The organism is Kribbella shirazensis, from assembly GCF_011761605.1.
Classification (GTDB): Bacteria; Actinomycetota; Actinomycetes; order Propionibacteriales; family Kribbellaceae; genus Kribbella; species Kribbella shirazensis.
In genome coordinates this window covers 7,960,964-7,983,791 of record NZ_JAASRO010000001.1, presented here as the reverse complement: position 1 = coordinate 7,983,791, position 22,828 = coordinate 7,960,964, and the positions used below count along the sequence as shown (strand labels likewise).

Annotated in this window: 23 protein-coding genes and 1 other RNA gene; 18 read left to right on the top strand and 6 right to left on the bottom strand. The window is 69.3% G+C overall.

What is annotated here, in order from left to right; translation table 11 throughout:
- The first annotated feature begins 35 nt into the window (after positions 1 to 35).
- Genes BJY22_RS38040 through BJY22_RS38020 form a run of 5 tightly spaced genes read left to right on the top strand, consistent with a single transcriptional unit; the run spans position 36 to position 4,281 of the window.
- On the top strand, positions 36 to 230 hold the full coding sequence (locus BJY22_RS38040; RefSeq protein WP_167216732.1) for a hypothetical protein: 195 nt from the start codon (positions 36 to 38) through the stop codon (positions 228 to 230).
- Between the two features lie 14 nt (positions 231 to 244).
- A complete protein-coding gene (locus tag BJY22_RS38035; RefSeq protein ID WP_167216730.1) occupies positions 245 to 922 on the top strand; it encodes a PhzF family phenazine biosynthesis protein in 678 nt (225 codons plus the stop codon).
- A gap of 46 nt (positions 923 to 968) precedes the next feature.
- Positions 969 to 1,841, top strand: a complete 873-nt coding sequence (locus BJY22_RS38030) for a nitrilase-related carbon-nitrogen hydrolase (RefSeq protein ID WP_167216729.1) — start codon at positions 969 to 971, stop codon at positions 1,839 to 1,841.
- Between the two features lie 30 nt (positions 1,842 to 1,871).
- Positions 1,872 to 3,278: a dihydropyrimidinase gene (gene hydA / locus BJY22_RS38025; RefSeq protein WP_167216727.1), complete on the top strand. Its 1,407-nt coding sequence runs from the start codon at positions 1,872 to 1,874 to the stop codon at positions 3,276 to 3,278.
- A 10-nt stretch (positions 3,279 to 3,288) separates the two neighbouring features.
- Entirely contained in the window at positions 3,289 to 4,281 is a 993-nt protein-coding gene (locus BJY22_RS38020) for a TIGR03842 family LLM class F420-dependent oxidoreductase (protein ID WP_167216725.1), read from the top strand.
- Here the strand turns inward: BJY22_RS38020 and BJY22_RS38015 are convergent.
- Positions 4,278 to 4,685, bottom strand: a complete 408-nt coding sequence (locus tag BJY22_RS38015) for a cytidine deaminase family protein (RefSeq protein WP_167216723.1) — start codon at positions 4,683 to 4,685, stop codon at positions 4,278 to 4,280. The genes BJY22_RS38020 and BJY22_RS38015 overlap by 4 nt on opposite strands.
- Before the next feature lie 186 nt (positions 4,686 to 4,871).
- On the opposite strand from BJY22_RS38015, the gene BJY22_RS38010 reads away from it, so the two are divergent.
- Positions 4,872 to 5,075, top strand: coding sequence for a cold-shock protein (locus BJY22_RS38010; RefSeq protein WP_167216721.1), 204 nt, complete (start codon positions 4,872 to 4,874; stop codon positions 5,073 to 5,075).
- A 59-nt stretch (positions 5,076 to 5,134) separates the two neighbouring features.
- Here BJY22_RS38010 and BJY22_RS38005 read toward each other — a convergent pair whose 3' ends face one another.
- Entirely contained in the window at positions 5,135 to 6,397 is a 1,263-nt protein-coding gene (locus BJY22_RS38005; protein WP_167216719.1) for an ABC transporter substrate-binding protein, read from the bottom strand.
- A 216-nt stretch (positions 6,398 to 6,613) separates the two neighbouring features.
- Entirely contained in the window at positions 6,614 to 7,663 is a 1,050-nt protein-coding gene (locus BJY22_RS38000; RefSeq protein WP_337759782.1) for a carbohydrate kinase family protein, read from the bottom strand.
- A 120-nt stretch (positions 7,664 to 7,783) separates the two neighbouring features.
- Between BJY22_RS38000 and BJY22_RS37995 the strand changes: the two genes are divergently transcribed.
- The 10 genes from BJY22_RS37995 to ssrA all read left to right on the top strand — a co-directional run bounded on the left by BJY22_RS37995 (position 7,784) and on the right by ssrA (position 15,432).
- Positions 7,784 to 8,158: a hypothetical protein gene (locus tag BJY22_RS37995; RefSeq protein ID WP_167216715.1), complete on the top strand. Its 375-nt coding sequence runs from the start codon at positions 7,784 to 7,786 to the stop codon at positions 8,156 to 8,158.
- Positions 8,159 to 8,160: 2 nt separating this feature from the next.
- The gene (locus BJY22_RS37990) at positions 8,161 to 8,328 is read left to right on the top strand and encodes a hypothetical protein (protein WP_167216713.1); all 168 of its coding nucleotides are present in this window, start codon (positions 8,161 to 8,163) and stop codon (positions 8,326 to 8,328) included.
- 167 nt (positions 8,329 to 8,495) lie between these two features.
- Complete coding sequence (gene ftsE, locus BJY22_RS37985; RefSeq protein WP_077013482.1) at positions 8,496 to 9,185, top strand: cell division ATP-binding protein FtsE; 690 nt, start codon at positions 8,496 to 8,498, stop codon at positions 9,183 to 9,185.
- Between the two features lie 27 nt (positions 9,186 to 9,212).
- Positions 9,213 to 10,124 carry a permease-like cell division protein FtsX gene (ftsX, locus tag BJY22_RS37980; RefSeq protein WP_167216711.1) on the top strand — a complete coding sequence of 304 codons (912 nt, stop codon included), beginning with the start codon at positions 9,213 to 9,215 and terminating at the stop codon, positions 10,122 to 10,124.
- Positions 10,125 to 10,208: 84 nt separating this feature from the next.
- The gene (locus tag BJY22_RS43195) at positions 10,209 to 11,657 is read left to right on the top strand and encodes a peptidoglycan DD-metalloendopeptidase family protein (RefSeq protein WP_167216709.1); all 1,449 of its coding nucleotides are present in this window, start codon (positions 10,209 to 10,211) and stop codon (positions 11,655 to 11,657) included.
- A 21-nt stretch (positions 11,658 to 11,678) separates the two neighbouring features.
- Positions 11,679 to 12,152, top strand: coding sequence for an SsrA-binding protein SmpB (smpB, locus tag BJY22_RS37970; RefSeq protein ID WP_167216707.1), 474 nt, complete (start codon positions 11,679 to 11,681; stop codon positions 12,150 to 12,152).
- A gap of 275 nt (positions 12,153 to 12,427) precedes the next feature.
- Positions 12,428 to 13,570, top strand: a complete 1,143-nt coding sequence (locus BJY22_RS37965; RefSeq protein WP_167215696.1) for an IS110 family RNA-guided transposase — start codon at positions 12,428 to 12,430, stop codon at positions 13,568 to 13,570.
- A 14-nt stretch (positions 13,571 to 13,584) separates the two neighbouring features.
- Positions 13,585 to 14,310 carry a DUF3137 domain-containing protein gene (locus tag BJY22_RS37960; protein ID WP_167216705.1) on the top strand — a complete coding sequence of 242 codons (726 nt, stop codon included), beginning with the start codon at positions 13,585 to 13,587 and terminating at the stop codon, positions 14,308 to 14,310.
- A 92-nt stretch (positions 14,311 to 14,402) separates the two neighbouring features.
- Entirely contained in the window at positions 14,403 to 14,963 is a 561-nt protein-coding gene (locus BJY22_RS37955) for a DUF1707 and DUF4870 domain-containing protein (RefSeq protein WP_167216703.1), read from the top strand.
- 91 nt (positions 14,964 to 15,054) lie between these two features.
- Positions 15,055 to 15,432: a transfer-messenger RNA gene (gene ssrA, locus BJY22_RS37950) on the top strand.
- 79 nt (positions 15,433 to 15,511) lie between these two features.
- Here ssrA and BJY22_RS37945 read toward each other — a convergent pair.
- Positions 15,512 to 16,180: a VOC family protein gene (locus BJY22_RS37945; protein ID WP_167216701.1), complete on the bottom strand. Its 669-nt coding sequence runs from the start codon at positions 16,178 to 16,180 to the stop codon at positions 15,512 to 15,514.
- 39 nt (positions 16,181 to 16,219) lie between these two features.
- On the bottom strand, positions 16,220 to 17,587 hold the full coding sequence (locus BJY22_RS37940; protein ID WP_167216699.1) for a dihydrolipoyl dehydrogenase family protein: 1,368 nt from the start codon (positions 17,585 to 17,587) through the stop codon (positions 16,220 to 16,222).
- Between the two features lie 140 nt (positions 17,588 to 17,727).
- Here BJY22_RS37940 and BJY22_RS37935 point away from each other — a divergent pair, with 140 nt between their 5' ends.
- Together BJY22_RS37935 and BJY22_RS37930 are read left to right on the top strand one after the other, a co-directional pair.
- Positions 17,728 to 19,245, top strand: a complete 1,518-nt coding sequence (locus BJY22_RS37935; protein ID WP_167216697.1) for an MFS transporter — start codon at positions 17,728 to 17,730, stop codon at positions 19,243 to 19,245.
- The gene (locus BJY22_RS37930; protein WP_167216695.1) at positions 19,229 to 19,963 is read left to right on the top strand and encodes an SDR family oxidoreductase; all 735 of its coding nucleotides are present in this window, start codon (positions 19,229 to 19,231) and stop codon (positions 19,961 to 19,963) included. The genes BJY22_RS37935 and BJY22_RS37930 overlap by 17 nt, the downstream gene beginning before the upstream one ends.
- Here the strand turns inward: BJY22_RS37930 and BJY22_RS37925 are convergent.
- Positions 19,960 to 22,761 carry an AAA family ATPase gene (locus tag BJY22_RS37925; RefSeq protein ID WP_202891449.1) on the bottom strand — a complete coding sequence of 934 codons (2,802 nt, stop codon included), beginning with the start codon at positions 22,759 to 22,761 and terminating at the stop codon, positions 19,960 to 19,962. The genes BJY22_RS37930 and BJY22_RS37925 overlap by 4 nt on opposite strands.
- Positions 22,762 to 22,828: the final 67 nt, after the last annotated feature.

The window sequence follows — 22,828 nt, the reverse complement described above, 5'->3', positions numbered from 1 at the left end:
CTGCTGTCCACCGGCGGCAGGTAGGGTCTTGGGCCATGGCTGACCAGAACGTCCCGCACAACGTGGAGAACGAGCAGGACCCGGGCGCGAGCACGCAGATGTTCCGCGCCTTCGTCAATGAGGGCCAGGCCGAGGCCGCGAGCGAGCCCAAGGTCAACGGCCGCGTCCTCGCCGTTGTCGGCGGTGCCGTCCTGCTGATCGCGATCATCGCCGCGATCGCCGTTCTCTGACCCGACTGGCTGACTTGACCAAGATCCCGGTCGAGGTCGTCCGCGTCTTCACCGACCAGGACGGCCGGTTCGGCAACCCGCTGGGCATCGTCGACGGGCGGCTGGTCGGTGAGAGCGACCGGCTGCGAGTAGCCGCCGAGCTCGGCTACAGCGAGACCGTGTATGTCGACGACGCCGCCACCGGCACGCTCCGTATCTACACCGCCACAGGCGAGATGTCCTTCGCCGGCCACCCCACCGTCGGCGCCGCCGCCTGGCTGCACACCCACGGGCACCCGGTCGACACCCTCCACGTCCCCGCCGGCCCGGTCCCCGTCACCCGCTCCGGCGACCTCTACGCCGTCCGAGCCGACGCCACCTGGGGCAGCCCGTGGGACTGGCGCCAGTTGGCAACACCGGCCGAGGTCCTGGCGGCCGACCCTGCCGCCTACACCGCCGGCCACACCTTCCTCTGGTCCTGGCAGGACGAGCCCAGCGGCACCATCCGCGCACGCGCCTTCGCCCCGGCCATGAACGTCGAGGAAGACGAGGCCACCGGCTCGGCCGTCACCCAACTCACCGCCCGGCTGCGCCGAGACCTCCTCGTCATCCAGGGCACCGGCTCCCAGCTCCACACCACTTGGCAGCCACCCACGCACGCGACCGTCGGCGGCCACGTCCTCCCGGCCGAGCCACGCACCTTCACGATCTGATCGCGATCGCCGCATCCGTTGACGGGTGACCCAGCCCGGATGGAGCATGGGGGCTCGGCTACTTGGGGAGGTTCTTGTGGCGGACGTTGTCAGGGCTGCGCTTGTCCAGACGTCGTGGACGGGTGACAAGGAGTCCATGATCAAGGCGCACGAGGACTACGCGCGGCAGGCGGCCGCGGCCGGGGCGCGGGTGATCTGTTTCCAGGAGCTGTTCTACGGGCCGTACTTCTGCCAGAAGCAGGACACCGAGTACTACGAGTACGCCGAGTCCGTCCCGGGCCCCACCACCGAGCGGTTCGCCGCGCTGGCGCAGGAGCTCGGGATGGTGATGGTGCTCCCGGTGTACGAGCAGGAGCAGCCGGGCGTGCTGTACAACACCGCCGCGGTCATCGATGCCGACGGCACCTATCTGGGCAAGTACCGGAAGAACCACATCCCGCAGGTGAAGGGCTTCTGGGAGAAGTTCTACTTCCGCCCGGGCAACCTCGGGTACCCGATCTTCGACACCGCCGTCGGCCGGATCGGCGTCTACATCTGCTACGACCGGCACTTCCCCGAGGGCTGGCGGGCGCTCGGCCTGGCCGGCGCGAAGATCGTCTTCAACCCGTCGGCGACGCACCGGGGCCTGTCGTCGTACCTGTGGCAGCTCGAGCAGCCGGCCGCCGCGGTGGCGAACGAGTACTTCATCGGCGCGATCAACCGGGTCGGCATCGAGTCGGAGTACGGCGACAACGACTTCTACGGCACGTCGTACTTCGTCGACCCGGAAGGGAAGTTCGTCGGCGACGTCGGACACGACCACGACCCGGAACTGATCGTCCGCGATCTGGACCTGAGCCTGCTGGACACCGTCCGGGACCGCTGGCAGTTCTACCGCGACCGCCGGCCCGACGCGTACGGAGACCTGACGAAACCGTAAATGCCGACCGCTCAAAGGGGAGTGGCGTAGATGTCTTTGCTCGTCAAGGGTGGAACGGTCGTCGGACCGACCGGGACCCGGGTCGCGGACGTACTGGTCGAGGGCGAGAAGATCGTCGCGGTCCTCGATCCTTCGTTCACCCCGTCGGTCACCGTCGACGAGGTGCTCGATGCCGCCGGCAAGTACGTGATCCCCGGCGGGATCGACGCGCACACCCACATGGAGCTGCCGTTCGGCGGTACCGCGGCCAGCGACACCTTCGACACCGGCACCCGCGCGGCGGCGTACGGCGGAACGACGACGATCATCGACTTCGCCGTCCAGCGCACCGGGGAGGTCGTGCAGGACGGGCTGGCCGCGTGGCACGCCAAGGCCGAGGGCGAGTGCCACATCGACTACGCGTTCCACATGATCCTCGGCGGCGTCGACGCCGACGCGCTGAAAGCCATGGACCAGCTGGTCGCCGACGAGGGCATCACGAGCTTCAAGCTGTTCATGGCCTATCCGGGCGTCTTCTACTCCGACGACGGGCAGATCCTGCGCGCGATGCAGACCGCGCGCGAGAACGGCGCGATGATCATGATGCACGCGGAGAACGGCATCGCCATCGACGTCCTCGTCCAGCAGGCGATCGCCAAGGGCCAGACCGACCCGATCTACCACGGCATCACCCGCCCGGCCGCACTCGAAGCCGAGGCGACGAACCGCGCGATCGCACTCGCCGAGGTCGCCCAGGACTGCCCGCTGTACATCGTCCACCTGTCCGCGAGCCAGGCACTCGCGAAGGTCGCCGAGGCGCGCGACCTCGGGCGCAACGTGTTCGCCGAGACGTGCCCGCAGTACCTGTATCTGACGCTCGAGGACCAGCTCGGCGCGCCCGGCTTCGAGGGTGCGAAATGGGTCTGCTCGACACCGCTGCGCAGCAAGCACGAGCCGCACCAGCGGGACCTGTGGAAGGGGCTGCGGAACAACGATCTCGCGATCGTGTCCACCGACCACTGCCCGTTCTGCATGAAGGACCAGAAGGAGCTCGGCCTCGGCGACTTCTCCAAGATCCCGAACGGCATCGGCGGCGTCGAGCACCGCGTCGACCTGGTCTTCCAGGGGGTCGTGGACGGCAAGCTGTCGCTGGAGCGATGGGTGGAGACGATTGCCACCACGCCGGCCCGGATGTTCGGGCTGTATCCGCGCAAGGGGATCGTGCAGCCGGGATCCGACGCGGACCTGGTGGTCTACGACCCGAATGGTACGACGCGGATCGGTGTCGCGACGCACCACATGAACATGGACCACTCGGCGTACGAAGGGTTCGAGATCCAGGGCCGGGTGGGCACGGTGATCTCGCGCGGCGAGGTGATCGTCGCCGACGGCAACTACCACGGCCGCAAGGGACGCGGGAAGTTCCTGAAGCGCGGCCTCTCGTCGTACTTGATGTAAGGGGGAGTTCGTGGACTTCGGAGTGGTGTTCCAGTGCGATCCGCCCGCGTCCACGGTCGTGCAGCTGGCCCGGCAGGCGGAGGACGCCGGGTTCGGGTACGTGTGGACGTTCGACTCGCATCTGCTGTGGCAGGAGCCGTTCGTCATCTACAGCCAGATCCTCGCGGCCACCCGGCGGGTGACCGTCGGGCCGATGGTGACGAACCCGGGGACGCGGGACTGGACGGTGATCGCGTCCCAGTTCGCGACGCTGAACGAGATGTTCGGCAACCGGACGATCTGCGGGATCGGGCGCGGCGACTCGGCGCTGCGGACGCTCGGCGCGAAGCCGGGGACGATCGCGGAGATGAAGCAGTGCGTCGAGGTCGTGCGGTCGCTGGCGCGCGGCGAGACGGTCGAGTACCGCGGGCAGCAGCTGAAGTTCGCGTGGGTCGAGGACGGCGCGCTCGACGTGTGGGTCGCGGCGTACGGTCCGCGCGCGCTGGCCGCGACCGGGGAGGTCGGCGACGGGTACATCCTGCAGCTGGCCGATCCGGACATCGCGGCCTGGATGATCGGGGCCGTCCGTCGTTCCGCGGAGCAGGCAGGCCGGGACCCGATGGCGATCAAGTTCTGCGTCGCGGCACCGGCGTACGTCGGGGACGACCTGGACCATCAGCGGGAGCAGACCCGGTGGTTCGGCGGGATGGTCGGGAACCACGTGGCGGACATCGTGGCGCGGTACGGGGCGTCGGGCGCCGTACCGCGGGCGCTGACCGACTACATCGAGGGGCGGAAAGGGTACGACTACGCAGAGCACGGTCGCGCCGGCAACACCCACACGGCCTTCGTCCCGGACGAGGTCGTCGACCGCTTCTGCATCCTCGGCCCGGTGGAGAACCACCTCACCCGGCTGGCCGAGCTGAAGGAACTAGGCGTAGACCAGTTCGCCCTCTACCTCCAACACGACGCCAAAGAACAGACGTTGACCTCCTACGGCAAGGACATCATCCCGAACGTCTAGGGGGTCCAGCGGTAGGCGCCGGGGAGGAGGTCGGTGACGAGGGCCGATCCGGGGCCGTCGGGGGTGGGCATGATGACGCGGATGGTCGGGTGGTAGTCGAGGAGGATCTGGCGGTCGCGGCCGCAGGGGCCGAAGATGCCTCGGTTTTCGTTGCCGACCGCGACGATCGTGGTGAGTTCGCGGGCGCCCTCGGCGCGGGCGCGGCCGAGAGCGACCAGTTCGGCGCACGGGCCGCCGGTGAAGTGGTACAGGTTGATGCCGGCGTACATCCGGCCGTCGGCACCGCGGACGGCGGCGCCCATCGTGTAGACGCCGTCGGGGCCGTCCGTGTTCGCGTCGACCGTCCGGCGGGCCAGCTCGATCAGCTCCCGGTCGTCGTCGGTCAGCGGCTGCAGGTTCAGCATGCGGCCCACCCTGCCACGTGGTCGGGAATGAATTCCTCGGGGCCGTGGTTGTAGCAGACAGGTCGAGTTTCAGTAGCTGTGGTTTTCCCGATCTTTCCTTGCGAGAGATGGTGTTCCGCCGGTGCGACAACGGCCGGGTGTGCTGCGACCGCAGTACGCCCCATCTTTCACAAAAGGAGCAACAACATGGCACAGGGAACTGTGAAATGGTTCAACGCCGACAAGGGTTTCGGCTTCATCACCGTCGACGGCGGCGGCGCGGACGTGTTCGTGCACTTCTCCGCCATCCAGTCCGACGGCTTCCGTAGCCTCGAGGAGAACCAGCGCGTCGAGTTCGACATCGCCCAGGGCCCGAAGGGTCAGCAGGCGGAGTACGTCAAGATCGTCTGATTCCAGCCGGCACGGCCGCGGCCCCTCACCTCTTCCGGTGCGGGGCCGCGGTCCTGTTCTCAGCCGGTGATGCGCTTGAGTTCGGCTTCGGTGACCGACTTCACGGTCTTGATCTCCGTGGCCGGGTCGGCGCCGCTGCGGATGATCCGGTTCAGCGCGTCGGAGTACGCCGAGCTCGCCTTCGGTGACCAGAGCATCGGGTTCTGCGGGTGGCCGTTCTCGTTCAGCAGCTTCACCGCGTCCGCGGCCGGGCCGGTCTTCAGCTTCTCGGCCTTCTCCGACAGGCTCTTGCGGGCCGGGACGTGGAAGCCGTACGACTGCGCGAAGTCGAGCTGGTCCTCGGTCCGCTCCACCCACAGCCACTGCGCGAACTTCTTCGCCGCGTCGACGTTCTTCGACCGGGCGTTCACGCACGCGCCGAACGCCCCGACCGGGACGCTCGGCGCGCCGGTCGTCGCGTTCAGCTTCGGCCAGGGGAGTACGCCGTAGTCGCCGGGCAGCGCCTTCTCGATCACCGGCAGCGTCCACAGGCCGGTGAACTGCATCGCGGTCAGGCCCTGGGTGAACGCGGCCGGGTCGGACCAGTCGGTCGGTGCCCCGAGCAACAGCACCTTCGAGGTCCAGAGCTCGCGCAGCTTGCGCAGCGACTCGAACGCGGCCGGGTCGTCGAACCCGAACTGGTTGTCCTTGGTCAGGTAGTCGACACCGGCCGACCACAGCGCGGGCCCGCCGAGCACACCGACACCACCGTCGTTGCCGACGAACAGGCCCTTCACCTTGTCGTTCGTGAGCTTCTTCGCCGCGGCGAGCAGTTCGTCGACGGTCCGCGGAGGCTGTACGCCGGCCGCGCTCAGCAGGCTCTTGCGGTACACGAGCAGCTGCATGTCGATGACCTGCGGGATCCCGTACAGCTTCCCGTCGTACGACATCCGCTCGAGCAGCGCGGAGTTGAAGTCGCTCTTCGCGTCACCGAGCAGGTCGGTCAGCTCGACGACCTGCTTGCCCTTGATCATGTCGATCGTCGGACCGTTCGGGTACTCGAAGACATCCGGTCCCTGGTCGGTGAGCAGCGCGGTCGCGGCCTTCTTCTCGTAGTCGCCCGGCGACCACTGGATCGTCACGGTCGCGTCCGGGTAGGCCTTCGCGTACCGCTCCACCGCCTGCTGCGTGCCCGCCTCGCCGTACTGGTGGTACCACTGCTGGAGCGCCGGCTTGTCACCACCACCGCCCGCCGGCCGTCCGCTGTTCGACCCGCACCCCGCCACCGCCAGAGCCGCCAGACCGCCCCCGAAGCCAAGCACCCGCCGCCGGCTGATCGCCATCTCACGCTCCTCCGTCCAGCGCGGTCCCACAGCCCGCGCACCATCCCAGACCCTACGACCGCCCCGGCCCACACCGCGGCCGTTCCAGTCCGCGAGCTCCAGGCCATCACAATCAACCGTGACGGCGCGTTGCACGCTCGCCGGTCCCGGCGCGCGGCGATTGTGATGGCCTGGCGATCCGTGCTCCCGCGGCGGTGGCTCGGGTCGAGCGCGGGATCAGGCGTCCGAGAGGCGGGCGATGGTGGCTGAGGCTCGGCGGACGATCGGGACCGGGCCGGCGGGGAGGACGTCGCCGACGAAGGCGTAGTGCTTGAGGACCTCCGGGTCGACGTTGCCGGGGCGGTGGCGGCTGTGGTCGCGGACCCAGTCGATGATGTCGCCCCAGCCGGGGGCCGCGAGCGAACCGCCGAAGTGCTGGACGGACAGGCCGGCGCACAGGTTGCTGAAGGCCAGGCGGTGGGCGAGCGGCCAGCCGCGGAGCGTGCCGAGGACGAGCGACGCGAGGAACACGTCACCGGCGCCGGTCGGGTCGTACGAGCGGACCGGCAGCGCCGGCACCTGCTCCTCCTCGCCGGTCTCGGAGTCGATCGCGAGGACGCCGTCCGCACCGTTCGTCACCACGGCGAGCGGCACCCGCTCGGCCAGCTTGTGCAGGGCGGCCTTCGGGGTGTCGGTCCGCGTGTACGCCATCGCCTCGGCCGCGTTCGGCGTGAACGCGTGGAACCCCTCGAGTACGTCGAGCACCACCGGCGACCACTCGTCGGTCGGGTCCCAGCCGACGTCACCGAACAGCAGCGCCCCGGACTGCCGCGCCTCGACCGTCCAGCCGGGCAGCTCGTCCGAGACCGGAACGATCGCCGACCGCGTGTTCAGCCCCGGCCCGACCAGCTTGCTCGGATCGCCGGGCGCCTCGTGCGCGTGCGTGACCATCGCCCGGTCCCGGTCGATCGACATCGACACCGTGACCGGGGAGTGCCAGTGGCCGATCCGGCGCGAGTGCGACAGGTCCACCCCCTCCTGGTCCGCGAGCGTCCGCCAGCAGAAGTCGGCGTACGCGTCGTCACCGAACACCGACGCGAGCCCGGTCTGCAGGCCGAGCCGCGCGGCCGCGATCGCGAAGTTCGCGACGCCGCCCGGGCAGGAGCCCATGCCTTCGGCGAAGATCTCGGTACCGGTGGTCGGGGCCGATTCCAGACCGGTCATCACGATGTCGAGGAACACGGTCCCCTGCACGAACACGTCGTAGCGTTCCAGCTCGTCCGTCACGGTGACACCGCCCCTTGTCATCCTGGTCTGTCGGTGATGGGTGGAAAGCTCCTTCGTAGCATCATCGACCGGTCTGGACCATGGAATTCGGAGGACGCGTATGAGTGCCGGGGTGTGTCCGTGATTCCTACCTGGATCTCGATCGTCGGCGTCGTGATGACGGTGCTGTCACCGTTGCTCGCGCTGGGTGGTGTGGTGCTCGGGGCGTACCTGACGCGGAAGTCGGACAGGGAGCTGGACACCTGGCGGCACCGTGAGGAGACCATGCGGATGGTCCGGTGGGCGGTGGAGCAGATCCTCGAGGGTGAGGAGGCCGGGACGGATGCCGGTGTCGTCACGCTCCGCTCACTGATGAGGTCGGAGCTGTTACAACCCGAGGACTACGACCTGGTCGCCGCGCTGACCGCCGCCGTCGCGATCGACCGCGTCGGCGCGGACGCGTACGCTGATATCGCGGATACCGACATCGAGGTCGTCGAGGGAGACAGTGACTGACCATGGCTGAGAAGAAGACCGTGAAGGTCTCCCGCCAGGCTGTCGAACTGGCCCGGTTGCACGTCGAGGCCGCCCGCCGCGCGGGCCGCAAACCCGACGCCGGCGTGGCCCGTATCGCCGACGCCCGCCCCGACAACGGCAACGGTACTCCCGCTCCGGCCCCGGCCTGATCTGTCGCGGGCACCGGGTATCGGACGGGGATGTACGGTCCGGCAGGTCTGGTCGGCGGCACGCCGTGGAACGCCTAGACTGATCGCCGGCCGCTCCGGTGGCGTACGGTGCCCTTCGTGGTTACCGTCGCGTCGCTCCCTGTTCCCGACCACGGCCGGATGATCCCGTGATCCGCTTCGAGAATGTGTCCAAGACGTACGAGGGCCAGTCCAAGGCCGCTCTGCTGAACGTCAACGTCGAGATCGAGAAGGGCGAGTTCGTCTTCCTGGTCGGCACCTCCGGGTCCGGCAAGTCGACGTTCCTCCGCCTGGTCCTGCGTGAGCACCGGACGTCCAAGGGTCACATCATGGTGGCTGGCAAGGACCTGAACCGGCTGGCGAGCTGGCGGATCCCGCAGATGCGCCGCCAGATCGGCACGGTGTTCCAGGACTTCCGGCTGCTGCCGAACAAGACCGTCGCGGAGAACGTCGCCTTCGCCCTGCAGGTGATCGGCAAGCCGCGCTCGCACATCCGCAAGACGGTCCCCGAGGTTCTCGAGCTGGTCGGTCTGGACGGCAAGGAGGACCGGCTCCCGGACGAGCTGTCCGGCGGTGAGCAGCAGCGTGTCGCGATCGCCCGCGCGTTCGTGAACCGGCCGATGATCCTGATCGCCGACGAGCCGACCGGAAACCTCGACCCGGGGACGTCGGTCGGCATCATGAAGCTGCTGGACCGGATCAACCGCACCGGTACGACGGTCGTGATGGCCACCCACGACGTGTCGATCGTCGACCAGATGCGCAAGCGCGTGATCGAGCTGGAGAACGGTCACGTCGTCCGCGACGAGTCGCGCGGCGTCTACGGCTACCAGCACTGACCGCCGAGCACAGGAAATGACTGAAGAATGCGCCTGAACTACATCCTCTCCGACCTCGGGATCGGCCTGAAGCGGAACCTTTCGATGACGATCGCGGTCGTGGTCACCATCTGGGTCTCGCTGGCGCTGTTCGGCAGCGCGCTGCTCGCGCAGCAGCAGGTCGAGCTGATGAAGGGCAACTGGTACGACAAGATCCAGATCTCGGTGTTCCTGTGCACCAAGGACTCCGGCGGCCGCGGCTGCTCCGGGACCGAGGTGACCCAGGAGCAGAAGAACCGGATCCAGCAGGTCATCCAGTCGAACCCGGACACCGCGCCCGACGGCGTGTTCTCGGAGTCGAAGAAGGAAGCGTTCGAGTCGTTCAAGAAGCTGTACAAGGACTCGCCGATCGTCAGCACGGTCACCGAGGACCAGATGCAGGAGTCGTTCCGGGTCAAGCTCAAGGATCCGCAGCGCTACCAGAACCTCGTCAGCGCGGTCGCCGGCCTGCCCGGCGTCGACACCGTCCAGGACCTGCGGCAGTACCTGGATCCGTTGTTCAAGGCCCTGAACGGCTTGCAGATCGGCGCCTTGATATCAGCCGGTCTGCTACTGGTCGCGGCGTTGATGCAGATCTTCAACACGATCCGGCTGGCGGCCTACGCGCGCAGACGGGAGATCGGCATCATGCGCCTGGTCGGCGCGTCGAACTTCTACATCCAGCTACCGTTCCTGCTGGAAGCGGTGCTCGCCGCGCTGATAGGCGCGGTGCTTGCCTGCGGCACCCTGTGGCTCGGCGTGTACCTCGTAGTCATGCAGCGGGCCCAGGAGACGTTCCGGGTCTGGCAGTGGATCGGCACCACCGAGACCTTCCGCGCCATGCTCTACATGGTGGTCGTCGGCGTGATCCTCGCCGTGATCCCGACATTCCTGACAACGCGGAAATACCTCAAAGTCTGACCTGGGTGACCTATCGTGCAGTATCAGGAGTCACAGCAGTAACTCCTGTACCGCACAACTTCATCCAGAGCAAGGGGTCGACCTGTGGTCCCGCACTTCCCCGGTGCGAACCCGCGTCAGCGGGGGAGCATCAAGCGAGACGACAGCACCGGCACCGCCACCGAGCCGCACCCGCGATCACGCACGCGACCGCCGGGCCGGCAGACGGTGGTTGCCGCTTGCTGCCTTGTCCTGTCCCTGTCCGCCGGCGTCCTGGCCGCGGTTCCGTCCGCTCCGTCCGCGGAGGCGAAACCGCCGGATCCAGCCGCCAAGAAGAAACAACTCGAGTCGCAGATCAACCAGTCCAAGGCTGATCTGGCCGAGGCCTCCGACCAGCTCGGCAAGTCCGTTGCCGCGTACAACCAGGCCACGGCGAAGTACCAGGCCGTCCAGGTCCGGTACGCCGCCGCGCAGGGGCAGCTCGCCGCCGCGAAGGCCGCCGACGCGGTCGCCGCGGGCAAGCTCGCCGCGGCCGAGGCGGCGTTGCGTACGGCGGTGTCCGACGTCGAGGCCGGCGAGAAGCTGATCGCGGAGAAGCGGTCCGTCGCGGGTCGCGCCGTACGGTCGGCGTACCAGCAGCAGAACGGCCTGGTCGGGCTGTCGATCGCGCTGCGGGGTGCCGCGCCGGCCGACATCGCCACCGGGATGCAGGTCCAGCGGAACGTGTTCGGCATCCAGGGCAACGCGATCTCGAACCTGAACAACGCGCAGGCGCAGCTCGCCAGCAAGCGGGTCAAGGTCGCCGCAGCGGAGAAGGCCGCCGAGGGTGCGCGCGCCGAGGCCGCCGCGACGGTGCAGCGGGTCACGGCGCTGACCAAGCAGGTCGCGGCCGACCGGGCCGAGGCCGCGGCGATCGCGAAGGTCAAGCTGACCGCGTTCAAGGCCGCCGAGAAGGAGAAGAACTCCGAGCTGGCGCAGTACAACGCGCTGCTGCGGGAGCGGAACCGGGTCGAGCAGCTCCTGATCGCGCGGGCGAAGGCCGAGAAGGCGGCCGCCGCGCGCCGGAAGGCGGCAGCCGAGAAGGCCGAGCGGGAGAAGGCGCGCAGGGAGAAGCGGAAGCCGCGCACCATCCCGGACGACCCGCCGCCGTCCTCCGACGGCGGACGGTTGAGCAGGCCGGTCAACACCTACATCACGTCGCCGTACGGGATGCGTTTCCACCCGATCCTGCGGTACTGGAAGCTGCACGACGGAACCGACTTCGGCGGCGGCTGCGGTACGCCGATCCGCGCGGCCGCCAGTGGGACCGTCACGGACAAGTACTACAACGGCGGTTACGGGAACCGGCTGTTCATCTCACACGGAGTGATCGACGGCTCGTCCGTCACCACGGTGTACAACCACCTGTCGCGCTACAAGGCCCGCGTCGGCGAGCGCGTCTCCCGGGGCGAGATCATCGGGTACGTCGGCACCACGGGCTACTCGACCGGCTGCCACCTGCACTTCATGGTCTACCAGGACGGACGCGTGGTTAATCCGATGAAGTGGCTCTGACCGATCTGGGATACTGGCCGGATGGTGAAACAGTCCGGCCGGGAGAAGCCGATCGCGCAGAACCGTAAGGCGCGACACGACTACCACATCGACGACGTGGTGGAGGCCGGGCTGGTGCTGACAGGGACCGAGGTGAAGTCCCTGCGGCAGGGCCGGGCCTCCCTCGTCGACGCCTTCGCCGCCGTCCGCGGGAACGAGTTGTGGCTGCAGGGCATGCACATCCCGGAGTACAAACACGGCACGTGGACGAACCACGAGCCCCGCCGTACCCGCAAGCTGCTGCTGCACAAGGACGAGGTCCAGAAGCTGATCCGCGCAGTCGAGCAGCAGGGTGTCTCCCTGATCCCGCTGTCGCTGTACTTCAAGGACGGCTACGCCAAGGTCGAGCTCGCCACCGGCCGAGGCAAGAAGGACTACGACAAACGCCACGCCCTGGCCGAACGCCAAGCAAGCCGCGAAGCCCAACGAGCCCTCTCGGAGCGCCGGCGGGGGTAGCGCGTCCGCCGCGCGCAGACCTCGGGGTCGGCTAGGTTGCGATCAGTGTCAGGGTGATGCTGCCGCTCACGCGGTGGTTGGATCCTGAGCATCCGGTGTCTGGCTCTTAGGTTGGCTGCCGCCTGCGGGTTGGCGTCCACGGGTTTTGCCGGCGCCGGGTGTGAAGGGACCGACCGGCGTGACTTGATAGGAGCGTGGCATCGCCCCCACTGAGATGTGTCCGCCGGCCGGTCCGACCGTCCAGTCACTGATCAGGGTGAAAGGAGGCAACCACCATGGTGTCACAGCTGTCACAGCTGTCACAGGCGTCGCAGGTGGTTGTTGGGGCCGACGTGCACAAGCACAGCCACACGTTTGTCGCGGTCGACGAGACCGGCAAGAAGCTGGGTCAGCTCACGGTGCGGGCCGACAGCACAGGGCACGACAAGGCGGTGCGGTGGGCCCAGGCCCAGTTCGGTGCCGCCGGGGATTCCGGTGATGGTTGCGGGGATGGTTGCGGGGATGGTTGCGGGGCCGGGATCAGGTGGGGAATCGAGGACTGCCGGCATCTCTCGGCGCGGCTGGAGATCGATCTGCTCGAAGCCGGGCAGCATGTGGTGCGGGTGCCGCCGAAGCTGATGGCTGAACAGCGACGCACGGCCAGGACCCGGGGAAAGTCGGACCCGATCGACGCGCTCGCGGTCGCGCGGGCAGTGCTGCGCGAACCGGATCTGCCGGTCGCGGCGCATGACGAGGCGTCGCGGGAGCTGAAACTGCTGGTCGATCACCGCGACGACCTGGTCGCACAGCGGACCCAGGTGGTCAACCGGTTCCGCTGGCACCTGCACCGCATCGACCCCACCGTCGATCCGGCGCCCGCATCGCTGAACCGGGCCAAGACCCGGCGATGCATGGCCGAGTTGCTCGCAGACCGGTCCGGGATCGACGCCCGGCTTGCCCGGGAACTTCTCACCGATATCGAGACCCTCACCGCACGGGTGAACACGCTCAAGACCGAGATCGCCGCGCTGGTGGCCGTCCAGGCCCCGGCCCTGCTCGAACTCGAGGGCTGCGGGACCCTGACCGCGGCGAAGATCGTCGGCGAGACCGCCGGCATCACCCGCTTCCCCCACGAGGCCAAGTACGCCATGCACGCCGGTGTCGCTCCCATCCCTGTCTGGTCCGGCCGCACCGCCGGCCGGGTCCGGGTGAACAGATCCGGCAACCGCCAACTCAACGCCGCTCTCCACAGAATCGCGGTCACCCAGATCCGTCTCGGCGGCCTCGGCAAGGCCTACTACGACAAACGCCTCGCGGCCGGCGACTCCACCACCGAGGCCCTGCGCTGCCTCAAGCGACGACTCGCACGAGTCGTGTTCAACACCCTCAAGAACAACCCGTCAACCGCGACCGCAACCGGACTCGCGGCCGCGGCTTGACATAGGAGAAACCCGTGCTCGCTGTCTCGGTGCCCCGCTGGCTCCACGCCTGGGCCGGACTTCAGGTGGGATTCGCCGTGTTCATCGGCTTCGCCGTACTCTTCGGCTGGCTGATCGCGCGCGTCGGCGGTCCGTGGGTCGACCGGGCCCAGGCCCGTCTCGCCCGCGAGCAGGCCGGCGCGGAACGATACGGCTGGCGCCCGGGGACCGACGCCGACGGCCAGCTCCACGCGGCCGGCTGCCGGATCTTCGCGCCGGACGGGCAGCTGCGCCGGATCCTGGTCGGCGAGTACCAGGGCCGCCGGATCCGGATGGCAGAGTTCGTCCACACGACCAGGGGCCGTTATCTGCCGACCACCTGGGTCAATCACCTGGTCGCGATCGAGCTGCCCGTCCGGTTACCGGAGCTGGCCATCGGGCCCGCCTCGGTCGTCGGTGACGGTGCGGTCGTCGAGCCGGGCACGTCGCGGGTCGAGGTGGAGAGTGAGGACTTCAACCGGCGGTTCCGGGTGGTCGGTGCGGATGACCGCTATGCGTTGGCGATGCTGCACCCCCGGATGATGGAGTGGCTGCTCGCCCGGCCGCCGGTGAACCTCCGGGTCTCCGGCAACCTGGTCGTCGCCTTCGCGGCCAAGCCCTGGACCGTGCCGCAGGCTCTGGCGGCGTTGCCTGTACTGAGCGGTGTCGTCGACCTGATCCCGCCCTTCGTCCTCGCGGACTACGGCCGGCAGGTGCGCTGAGCCGACAGGCTTCGGGGCTCCGGGGTCGGGTCAGGGGTCGGTCCGGGCTGCACCCGATGGGGCGGGCGGCCGTGGGCGCGCACAGTGGGAGTATGTCCACTTCAGAGCTGCTGGTGACGACGGTCCAGCGGGATCGGGCCGTCGAGATCCTGAAAGAAATGTACGCCGACGGTCGGCTGGACCACATGGAGTTCGACGGCCGGCTGGAACTGGCGCTCAAGGCGCGCACCCGGGCCGAACTCAACAGCACGTTCGACGGGCTCGTGTCCCGGCCGGTGCCGACGTACGCACCGGCGGCCTTCACGCGTCCGGCGCCGCTGCAGACCTACCGCGGTGACGGGCGGGGGATGGGCACGGTCGCCCACTGGCTCGGGTACCCGACGTTCTTCGTCGGCCCGGCGGTGGTCGTCGCCACGACCGGCAAGAAGAATCCCGCCGTACGCCGGCACGCGGTCGAGGCACTGAACTTCCAGCTGACCGCGTTCGGGGCGTTCGCGCTGCTGGGGATCATGACGGGAATCACCGACGGGTTCCTGGGGTTCCTGTTCCCGGTGCTCGGGATGCTGTGGTTCCTGCTGACCGGAATCGGCGGCCTGGCCACGGCGGCCGGCAGCAAGTTCCGCTACCCGTTCACCCTCCGCCTGATCAAGTAGGCCCGGCGGGAATGTCAGGTGCGGGCAGTCTGTTGGACTTGATAGTGTGGAGGTTCCACCGCGGTACGGGTGGGAGTTTGACAACTCAACAGGGGGTGAACGGTTTCGACTTTGGACGTCTGTTCCAAGGGAAGCGGGCCGAGGATCCAGGGTTATCTCGTTAACGATCTCTGGAAACCAATAACTGCCAACGCTAAGCGCAGTAGCTTCGCTCTCGCCGCCTGACGGCCTGAGCATCTAAAGAAGCGGTCAGCCCGGGGATGCTTCCGACCCGGTTCCTGGCCTCAGCTAGGAAGCTTGCTTTGTTAGCCCGGTCACGGGGCTAGCACGGGACATTTACAGTGACTGGGCCTGTCAGCGAGATGTCTGTACAAACGCTGGGGCCGAGAAAAGCGCCATTCAGACTGCGCCCGGAGAAGCCTTGAAGCAACGCCGAAGGACGCGGGTTCGATTCCCGCCACCTCCACCCCTGTGAGGAACGCGCAGGTCAGATCTCATCTGGCCTGCGCGTTCTGCTGTCTGCGTGCCGACTGTGCGTGGTTCGCTGCTTACTGAGGGAGCTCGGTGCCGGTGCGTTCGGCGGTCATGTAGGCGGCGTACCAGGCGGGCCAGTTCTCGTCGGGCCGGCCGGTGCGGGTCTCGTGTTCGCCGTGCGCGGCGGCAGCGCGTTCGAGGGCTGCTTGCAGGTCTTCCGCCGAGGTGTACGTCGCCTCGGCGGGGTTCACCCGGCCGGGCAGGCGAGTGGTGACTTCCTGGAGGAGCCAGGTGTTGCCGTCGGGGTCGGTGAAGGTGGCGAAGGAACCGTAGCTCGACCGCTCGTCCGCGGGGCCGGGGACGCGGTCGTCGGGGTCGCCGGTCTCGAACTGGGCGCCGGGCGCGCCGGGGTGGAAGACCTCGCTGACCTTGGCGCCGCGCTGCAGCAGGTCCGCGCGCGCGGCCTCGACATCGGACACGACCAGGTAGAGCCCCTGCGCCGTACCGGGCTCGGCGGCGGTGATGTTGCTCCCGAACTGGACCGACGCGGGCGAACCCGGCGGTGTGAACTGCACGACCCGGAACCCGTTGTCGAAGGCGAAGTCGGCATCCAACCGCCAGCCGAGGCCGGTGTAGAACTCCTTCGACCGGTCGACGTCCGCGACCGGGACGACCACCGCCTCGAGTTTCAGGTCGACGGGCGCGGCGCCCGATCCGTCTGCCGGTACTGCTGTGGTACTCATGCTGTCCTCCTGAATTCGTTGACACCCGATCTGCCGGCATCACACTCGTGACGATCCACCGGCGACTATCTGTCCCTCGAGGTCCCGCAACACGTGCAGGAACGCCTCCGAGAACGTCGGGAACGGCTGGATGACGTCCAGCAGCACCTCCAACGGCACCTTCGCGCGGATCGCCAGCGTCGCCTGCTGGAGCCACTCGCCCGCCTCCGGGCCGACGGCGTACGCGCCGGTGATCACCGACCCGTCCGACACGATCGTGAGGAACCCCGGTCGGGTGTCGTACGAGCGCTGGTACGTCGCCGTCCGTGCGATGCCCGACAGTTGGACGGTACTGACGAACGCCGCGTCCGCCGCACCCACCGAGGCCGCCTGAGGGTCGCAGTACACGACGCGGGGAACCGCCTCGTAGTCCGCCGTCCGCGGCCTGCCCAGGATGTTGCTCGCGGCAACCCGGGCCTGGTACTCCCCGACGTGCGTGAGCTGCCACATCCCGGTGACATCGCCGACCGCCCACAGCCCCGGTCCCGCCGACAGTCTCGCGTCGACCTCGATACCCCTCGGGTTCGCCGCGATCGCCACCGTCTCCAGCCCGATTCCCTCGACGCGCGGCCGCCGGCCGGTCGCGACCAGCACCCGGTCGCCATGGATCTCGGTCCCGTCGCTGAGTTCGATCACGTACGACGAATCCACGAGCCGCACGTGCTCGGCGCCCACACCGGTCCGCACGTCCACGTGGTCCGCGGCGAGCGCTGTCGCGACCGCCTCGCCGACCGCGCGGGGTTCGCGCGGCAGCAGATGCTCACCGCGTTCGATGAGCGTCACCGCCGAACCCATCCGGGCCAGCGCCTGACTCATCTCGACGCCGGTCGCGCCACCGCCGAGCACGAGCAACCGATCGGGCACGTCGACCAAGCCGGTGACGTCGCGGTTGGTCCAGATCCCAGGCAGCTCTCGCAGACCGGGTACCGGCGGAATCACCGGGTCCGCACCGGTCGCGATGACGATGTGGTCGGCGGTGTAGGTCTGGTTGTCCACGGCGACCGTGTGCGGCCCGGCGATCCGGCCGTGGCCGCGCAGTACCTCGACGCCGGCGCCCTTCGCCCAGGACACCTGCCCGGAGTCGTCGTAGTCGGACACCATGAAGTCGCGCCAGGCCATGACGCCGTGCGGATCGAGGGAACCGGTCACGGCCTCGCGGGCGCCGGGAGCGTCGAGCGCGGCGGCAAGCGCCTCACCGGGACGCAGTAGCGTCTTCGACGGGATGCACGCCCAGTAGGAGCACTCGCCGCCGAGCAGTTCGCGTTCGACGACGGCGACGCGCGCACCGCCCTTGGCCAGCGCGGCGGCACAGTGCTCTCCCGGAGCACCGGCCCCGAGCACGATGACGTCGTACTCCGGCTCGTCCATGGTCCCGGCTCCCTTCGGAAGGATCGACGAGACGAGCTTCGCCCGACCGGTGACCGGCCGAGCCAGGGAAACTCCCTGGTCGGCCGGACCAGGGACCTTCACGGGGTCGAACCCGGGACCGCGCGCCGGATCCTGACGGCATGACTGCGGGACAGGTGCGGGACGCGTCACACGACGCCGTCGGGCCGATCGCGTTGCGGAGCAGCTCAGGTGCCGCTCTGATCGCGGCGACGGTGCTCGCGTCGATGGTCGGCTTCATCGACGCCTACATGGTCAATGTCGCCGTACCGGCGATCAGCCGAGATCTGCACACCGGCGTGAGTGAACTCCAGTGGGTGCTGACCGGCTACCTGATCACCGTTGCGGCCCTGCTGCTGCTCGCCGGAGCGCTGGCCGACCACTTCGGATGGCGGCGCGTCCTCGTCGCCGGGCTGGTCGTCATGCTCGTTGCGTCGCTGTGCTGTGCGGCCGCTCCGAACGTCGCGGCGCTGATCGCCGCTCGGGTGGTCCAAGGCGCCGGCGGCGCACTGGTCGTGCCGAGCAGTCTGGCCCTGCTCAACGGGACGCTCCGGCCGGTCGACCGGGCCCGGGGAATCGGCGTGTGGGCGGGTCTGTCGACGCTCGGTACTACGCTCGGCCCGTACGCCGGCGGATGGCTTGTCGACCACGGTTCCTGGCGGTACGTGTTCCTGCTGAACGTCCCGTTGATCGTGGCTGCCTGCTGGATCCTTCGGAGCGTGCCCGAAGTCTACCGAGCGCGCCGGCCGTTGTCCCTCGACCTCGCCGGCGCCCTGCTGGCCGTCCTCGGGCTGGGCGGGCTGATCTACGCCCTGACGGAGGGACCGTCCGCCGGGTGGACGAGCGCGGAGGTGCTCGTCTCGGCCGCGGTCGGTGTCGTGTGTCTGGCCGTTCTGGTCCCGGTCGAGCAGCGGCGGTCGGCGCCGATGCTGCGGACCGCGCTGTTCCGGATCCGACAGTTCGTCGCGATCAACGCCGCGACGATCCTGTTCTACGGCGCGCTCTCGGCCGTCAGCTACCTGGTCGTGCTGCAGTGTCAGCTGCGACTGGGCTACAGCGCCACCGCGGCCGGCGCGGCGCTGATTCCGGAGTCGGTCGTGTTCCTGGTCGTCTCGCCGCTCGTCGGCGGCCTGGTGGCGCGCTTCGGCGTCCGTTGGCCGATGACCGTCGGCATCCTGATCGTGGCCGGTGGCTTCGTGTGGTTGTCCGCTGCGCAGCCGGGCGACAGTTACGTGCGAGCGATCCTCCCGGGCGCGCTGCTGTGGGGGCTTGGTGTCGGTCTCACGGTCGCACCGCTGACGGCAGGTGTCCTCGCGGCCGTCGACGACGCCGATCTCGGTGAGGCGTCGGCGATCAACGACGCCGCGTCGCGCGTCGGTGGAGTCGTGCTGATCGCGCTCGTTCCGGCCCTGCTCGGTGTCGGCGACTCGAACGACCTGGCGCAGTCACTCGCGAACAGGTACCGGACGGCGATGCTCGTGATGGCCGCCGTCAGCGTCGTGTCCGCCGTGATCACCATGCTGTTCGTGGCGCGTGGCCGCCCGCCGGCCACGCAGCTGTCGACGACCCCGCGGGTGCACGGGTGCGCGCTACCTGTCTCGGCCGAACGGAAAGGAAGACAGCATGATGCAACGGGATGACGGCCTGAAAGGACAGCTCGTCGTCGTGCTCGGCGGAAGTTCTGGTATCGGTCTGGAGACTGCGCGGCTGGCCGGGGCGGCCGGCGCCCGCCTGGTCCTCACCGCACGCAACCGCGAGCGTCTCGAGGAGGCCGCCGGTGATGTCGGGGCGGACACCGTGGCGACAGTGGACCTCGGCGACCCGCCGGCGGTCGACGCGTTCTTCGCCGGCCTGCCGCGGATCGATCACGTGCTGGTCAGTGGAAGCGGTCCGTTCTATGCGCCGATCATGGACCTCGACTTCGAGCAGGCACGGCGTTTCGTCGACGAGCACGTGGTCGGCGCGCTGCGCATCGCCCGGCTGTGCAGCGGCAGGGTCCGCGGCGGCGGCTCGCTGACGTTCATCAGCGGAACCGGCGCCCGGCGTCCCGGGGTCGGTCTGAGTATGGCCGCGATCGCCACGGTCGCGCTGTCCGCGCTGACCGCCAACGCCGCGCTCGAGCTCGCTCCGCTGCGGGTCAACGCCGTCGCGGCCGGCTTCGTCGACACCCCGCTGTCCGCGCGGCTGCTGGGCGAAGGGCTCGACGAACGCCGTGCGGAACTACGGGCGACGCTGCCGATCGGGCGCGTCGTCGGTCCGCAGGACGTGGCGGGGCTCATCGTCCACCTGATGACCAACAGTGCGTTGACAGGTGCGACGTACGACGTGGACGGCGGCCAGCAGCTCCTGCGGAACTAACCGGTCGCGGTTTCGTATTCGGCCTCGGGCAGCGCGTCCCGCAGCTGCCGGCGTGAGGTGATGGACAGCTTGTCGAAGATCTTGCGCAGGTGCCATTCGACCGTCCGGGGGCTGAGGAACAGCCGCATTCCCACCTCGGGATTCGACAGGCCGTCGCGGACGAGCAGGGCGATCTGACGTTCCTGCGGGGTGAGCCGTTCGCCGGCCGACAGTCCTGCTGTGCGTCTCCGGACGCTCTCGCCGGTCGCCTGCAGCTCGCGACGGGCGCGATCGGCGAAACCCTCCATACCGATGGATGTGAACAGCTCGTAGGCGGTGCGCAGCTGTTCGCGCGCGTCGACTCTTCGGCTCTGGCGGCGCAACCATTCGCCGTACAACAGATGTGTACGAGCGAGGTCGGGGTGCAGGCGGGTGCCGCTGAGCAGTTCGATCGCTTCGCCGTACGCGCGTTCCGCGCCGGCCTCCTGCTCCACGAGCGCACGGGCGCGTGCTTCGAGGCCGCGGCCCCACGGCTCGTCCGTTTCCGTCGTGTTGTCCTGAAGGCGCTTCAGCGCGGCAGCAGCCTCGGGACCGCGTCCGCTCCGGGCAGCGGCCTCGACCTGCTCGGACAACGCCCAGGAGGACACGAACAGCTCCGGCGTGTCCTCGGCGGCCAAGCTTGCCCAGGGCAACGCTTCGTCGTGGCGGCCCAACGCGTTCAGCACGACCGACTTCGACCAGCGCGCGTACTGTGCCGCCGTGCCCTGACCCTCGGCCGTCGCGCGCGCGATCGTGTCGTCGATCAACGGGAACGCCTCGTCCACGCGGCCGCGGAGCGCGGACAGCACCAGAGCGCCGTACGGCAGCACGTGCGCGCCGGTGGCTTCGCGGACCGCGTCGGCCTCCGCCCGCAGCGAGTCCGCCTCGGCGAAGTCTCCGGCGAGCGCGACGACCTGGCCGAGCACGTTGACGCCGACCGCGAGCACCGCGAGCGCACCGGCGCTCCGGGCCGTCACGACCTGCCGGGTGGCGGCGGCCACGCAGGATTCGAAGTCCCACGCCGTGGCGGCGGCCGCGGTGGCGAGCCAACCCCAGCGCAACACCTCCTCGGTGGTGACATCCGGTCCGCCGAACGCCGTCGCAGCCTGCTTGAGCAACGGCACCGCGCGGTCCCTCCCTTCGGCGAACACGAGCGCCAGTCCGTCGAGGAGGATGTCGGAGCTGCGCTGCCCGTTGCTGGGTTGAGGTCGCGGCGCCGTCGTGGCTGCGACGGAGACCTCGCGCAGCCCGACGGCACCCGCGAGCCGGCCCGCGAAGAGCGCGGCGCTCCACGCATCGAGGTACGTGTCCCTCCCAAGTCGTACGTCGAGCGACTCCAGCGCCTGCGCCGCGCGCAACAGCAACGCCGGCGCATCGCGGCCGCGATGCTGTGCGAAGGCGGCCTCGGCGCGTAGCAGATCGACCCTTGCGCGACCTAGATCGTCCAACTGTCCCGCCTCGGCCGTCGCCAGCAATGCCCAGGCGGTCCGGAAGGCGCCGGCCTGGACGCTGGCGTGTGCCCCGGCCAGGGCACGCCCGGTGCGACGTGCCGGGTCGCGCGTCAACGCGACCGCCCGTTGCAGGAAGGCGGCAGCCGCCGCGAAGCCGCCTCTGGCCTGGGCACGATCGGCGGACCGCTCGAGCTCGACGGCAACCTCTTCGTCGGGCCCGGTCGCGGCCGCCGCGAGATGCCACGCGCGCCGATCGGGGTCGGACACCGAGTCCGTCGCCTCCGCCAGCGCAAGGTGTACTGCGCGTCGCTCCGCCGCGGAAGCCGACCCGTACAACGCCGAGCGGACCAGCGGATGCCGGAACGCGACCCGCTCGCCCAGGCTCAGTAGGCCGTCGATCTCGGCGAACGCCGCGTCGATGCCGAGCCTGTCCGCGGCACGTCGTACCAGCACCGGATCGCCGACCGGTTCGGCCGCCGCGACCAGCAGCAGTTGCCGGGTCGGTGCCGGTAAGGCTTCGGCCTGGCGGAGGAAGCTCTGTTCGATCCGTCCGGACAGGCCGCGACCGCCATGCAGGCCGAACCCGTCGGCCAGCTGCGTCGCCGTCAGGCCGCGCGGCAGTTCCAGCAGAGCCAGTGGGTTGCCGCCGGTCTCCGCCACCAACCGGTCGCGGATCGGTTCGTCGAGCAGGAACTCGACGGCGGATCCCAGCAGGGCGCGTGCCTCCTCGTCCGGCAGCCCGTCGACCTCGAGCTCGGGCAACCCGTGCAGCTCGATGCCGACCTCCCGCGCGCCGAACAGCAGGCCGACCGCGTCGGCGCCGAGCCTCCGGGCGACGAAGCCCAGGGTCTGGGCGGTCGCGGTGTCGAGCCACTGGGCGTCGTCCACCACCACAAGCGCCGGCTCCTTCCCGGTCAGGTCCGAGAGGAGACTGAGAACGGCCAGGCCGACCATGAAGCGATCGGGAGCGGGACCGGGAGAGAGCCCGAAGACCGTCGCGAGCGCACGGCGCTGCGGCTCCGGGATCCCGTCCATGCGATCCAGCAGAGGCAGGCACAACTGGTGCAGGGCCGCGAAGGCCAGTTCCATCTCGGACTCGACGCCGATGGCGCGGAGGACGCGCAGCTCGGTGGCGGACTCGGTCGCGTAGTCGAGCAGCGCGGTCTTCCCGACTCCCGCCTCGCCGCGGACGACGAGTACCCGGCTCGCACCGCCACGGACCTCGACCACCAGCCGATCCAGGACGGCGCGTTCGTGCTCGCGCCCGAGCAGGCGCGCCCGCCTACGCCGGCCCGCCCCCTGCCCGCCCAACCCGTCTGTAGCAGCCACCGTCCGCCACCCTCCCGCGGTGATCTCCGGGGGCGCCCCGATCGAGCCGCCCGGCAGTCAGCCGACG

Coding starts and splice junctions, on each gene's coding strand:
- BJY22_RS38040 (WP_167216732.1), top strand. CDS start 36: ATGGCTGACCAGAACGTCCCGCACAACGTGGAGAACGAGCAGGACCCG.
- BJY22_RS37990 (WP_167216713.1), top strand. CDS start 8,161: ATGGCTGAGAAGAAGACCGTGAAGGTCTCCCGCCAGGCTGTCGAACTG.
- BJY22_RS38005 (WP_167216719.1), bottom strand. CDS start 6,397: ATGGCGATCAGCCGGCGGCGGGTGCTTGGCTTCGGGGGCGGTCTGGCG.
- BJY22_RS37935 (WP_167216697.1), top strand. CDS start 17,728: ATGACTGCGGGACAGGTGCGGGACGCGTCACACGACGCCGTCGGGCCG.
- BJY22_RS37965 (WP_167215696.1), top strand. CDS start 12,428: ATGGTGTCACAGCTGTCACAGCTGTCACAGGCGTCGCAGGTGGTTGTT.
- ftsX (WP_167216711.1), top strand. CDS start 9,213: ATGCGCCTGAACTACATCCTCTCCGACCTCGGGATCGGCCTGAAGCGG.
- hydA (WP_167216727.1), top strand. CDS start 1,872: ATGTCTTTGCTCGTCAAGGGTGGAACGGTCGTCGGACCGACCGGGACC.
- BJY22_RS37930 (WP_167216695.1), top strand. CDS start 19,229: ATGATGCAACGGGATGACGGCCTGAAAGGACAGCTCGTCGTCGTGCTC.
- BJY22_RS38010 (WP_167216721.1), top strand. CDS start 4,872: ATGGCACAGGGAACTGTGAAATGGTTCAACGCCGACAAGGGTTTCGGC.
- BJY22_RS37955 (WP_167216703.1), top strand. CDS start 14,403: ATGTCCACTTCAGAGCTGCTGGTGACGACGGTCCAGCGGGATCGGGCC.
- BJY22_RS37945 (WP_167216701.1), bottom strand. CDS start 16,180: ATGAGTACCACAGCAGTACCGGCAGACGGATCGGGCGCCGCGCCCGTC.
- BJY22_RS37940 (WP_167216699.1), bottom strand. CDS start 17,587: ATGGACGAGCCGGAGTACGACGTCATCGTGCTCGGGGCCGGTGCTCCG.
- BJY22_RS38030 (WP_167216729.1), top strand. CDS start 969: ATGGGGGCTCGGCTACTTGGGGAGGTTCTTGTGGCGGACGTTGTCAGG.
- smpB (WP_167216707.1), top strand. CDS start 11,679: ATGGTGAAACAGTCCGGCCGGGAGAAGCCGATCGCGCAGAACCGTAAG.
- BJY22_RS38015 (WP_167216723.1), bottom strand. CDS start 4,685: ATGCTGAACCTGCAGCCGCTGACCGACGACGACCGGGAGCTGATCGAG.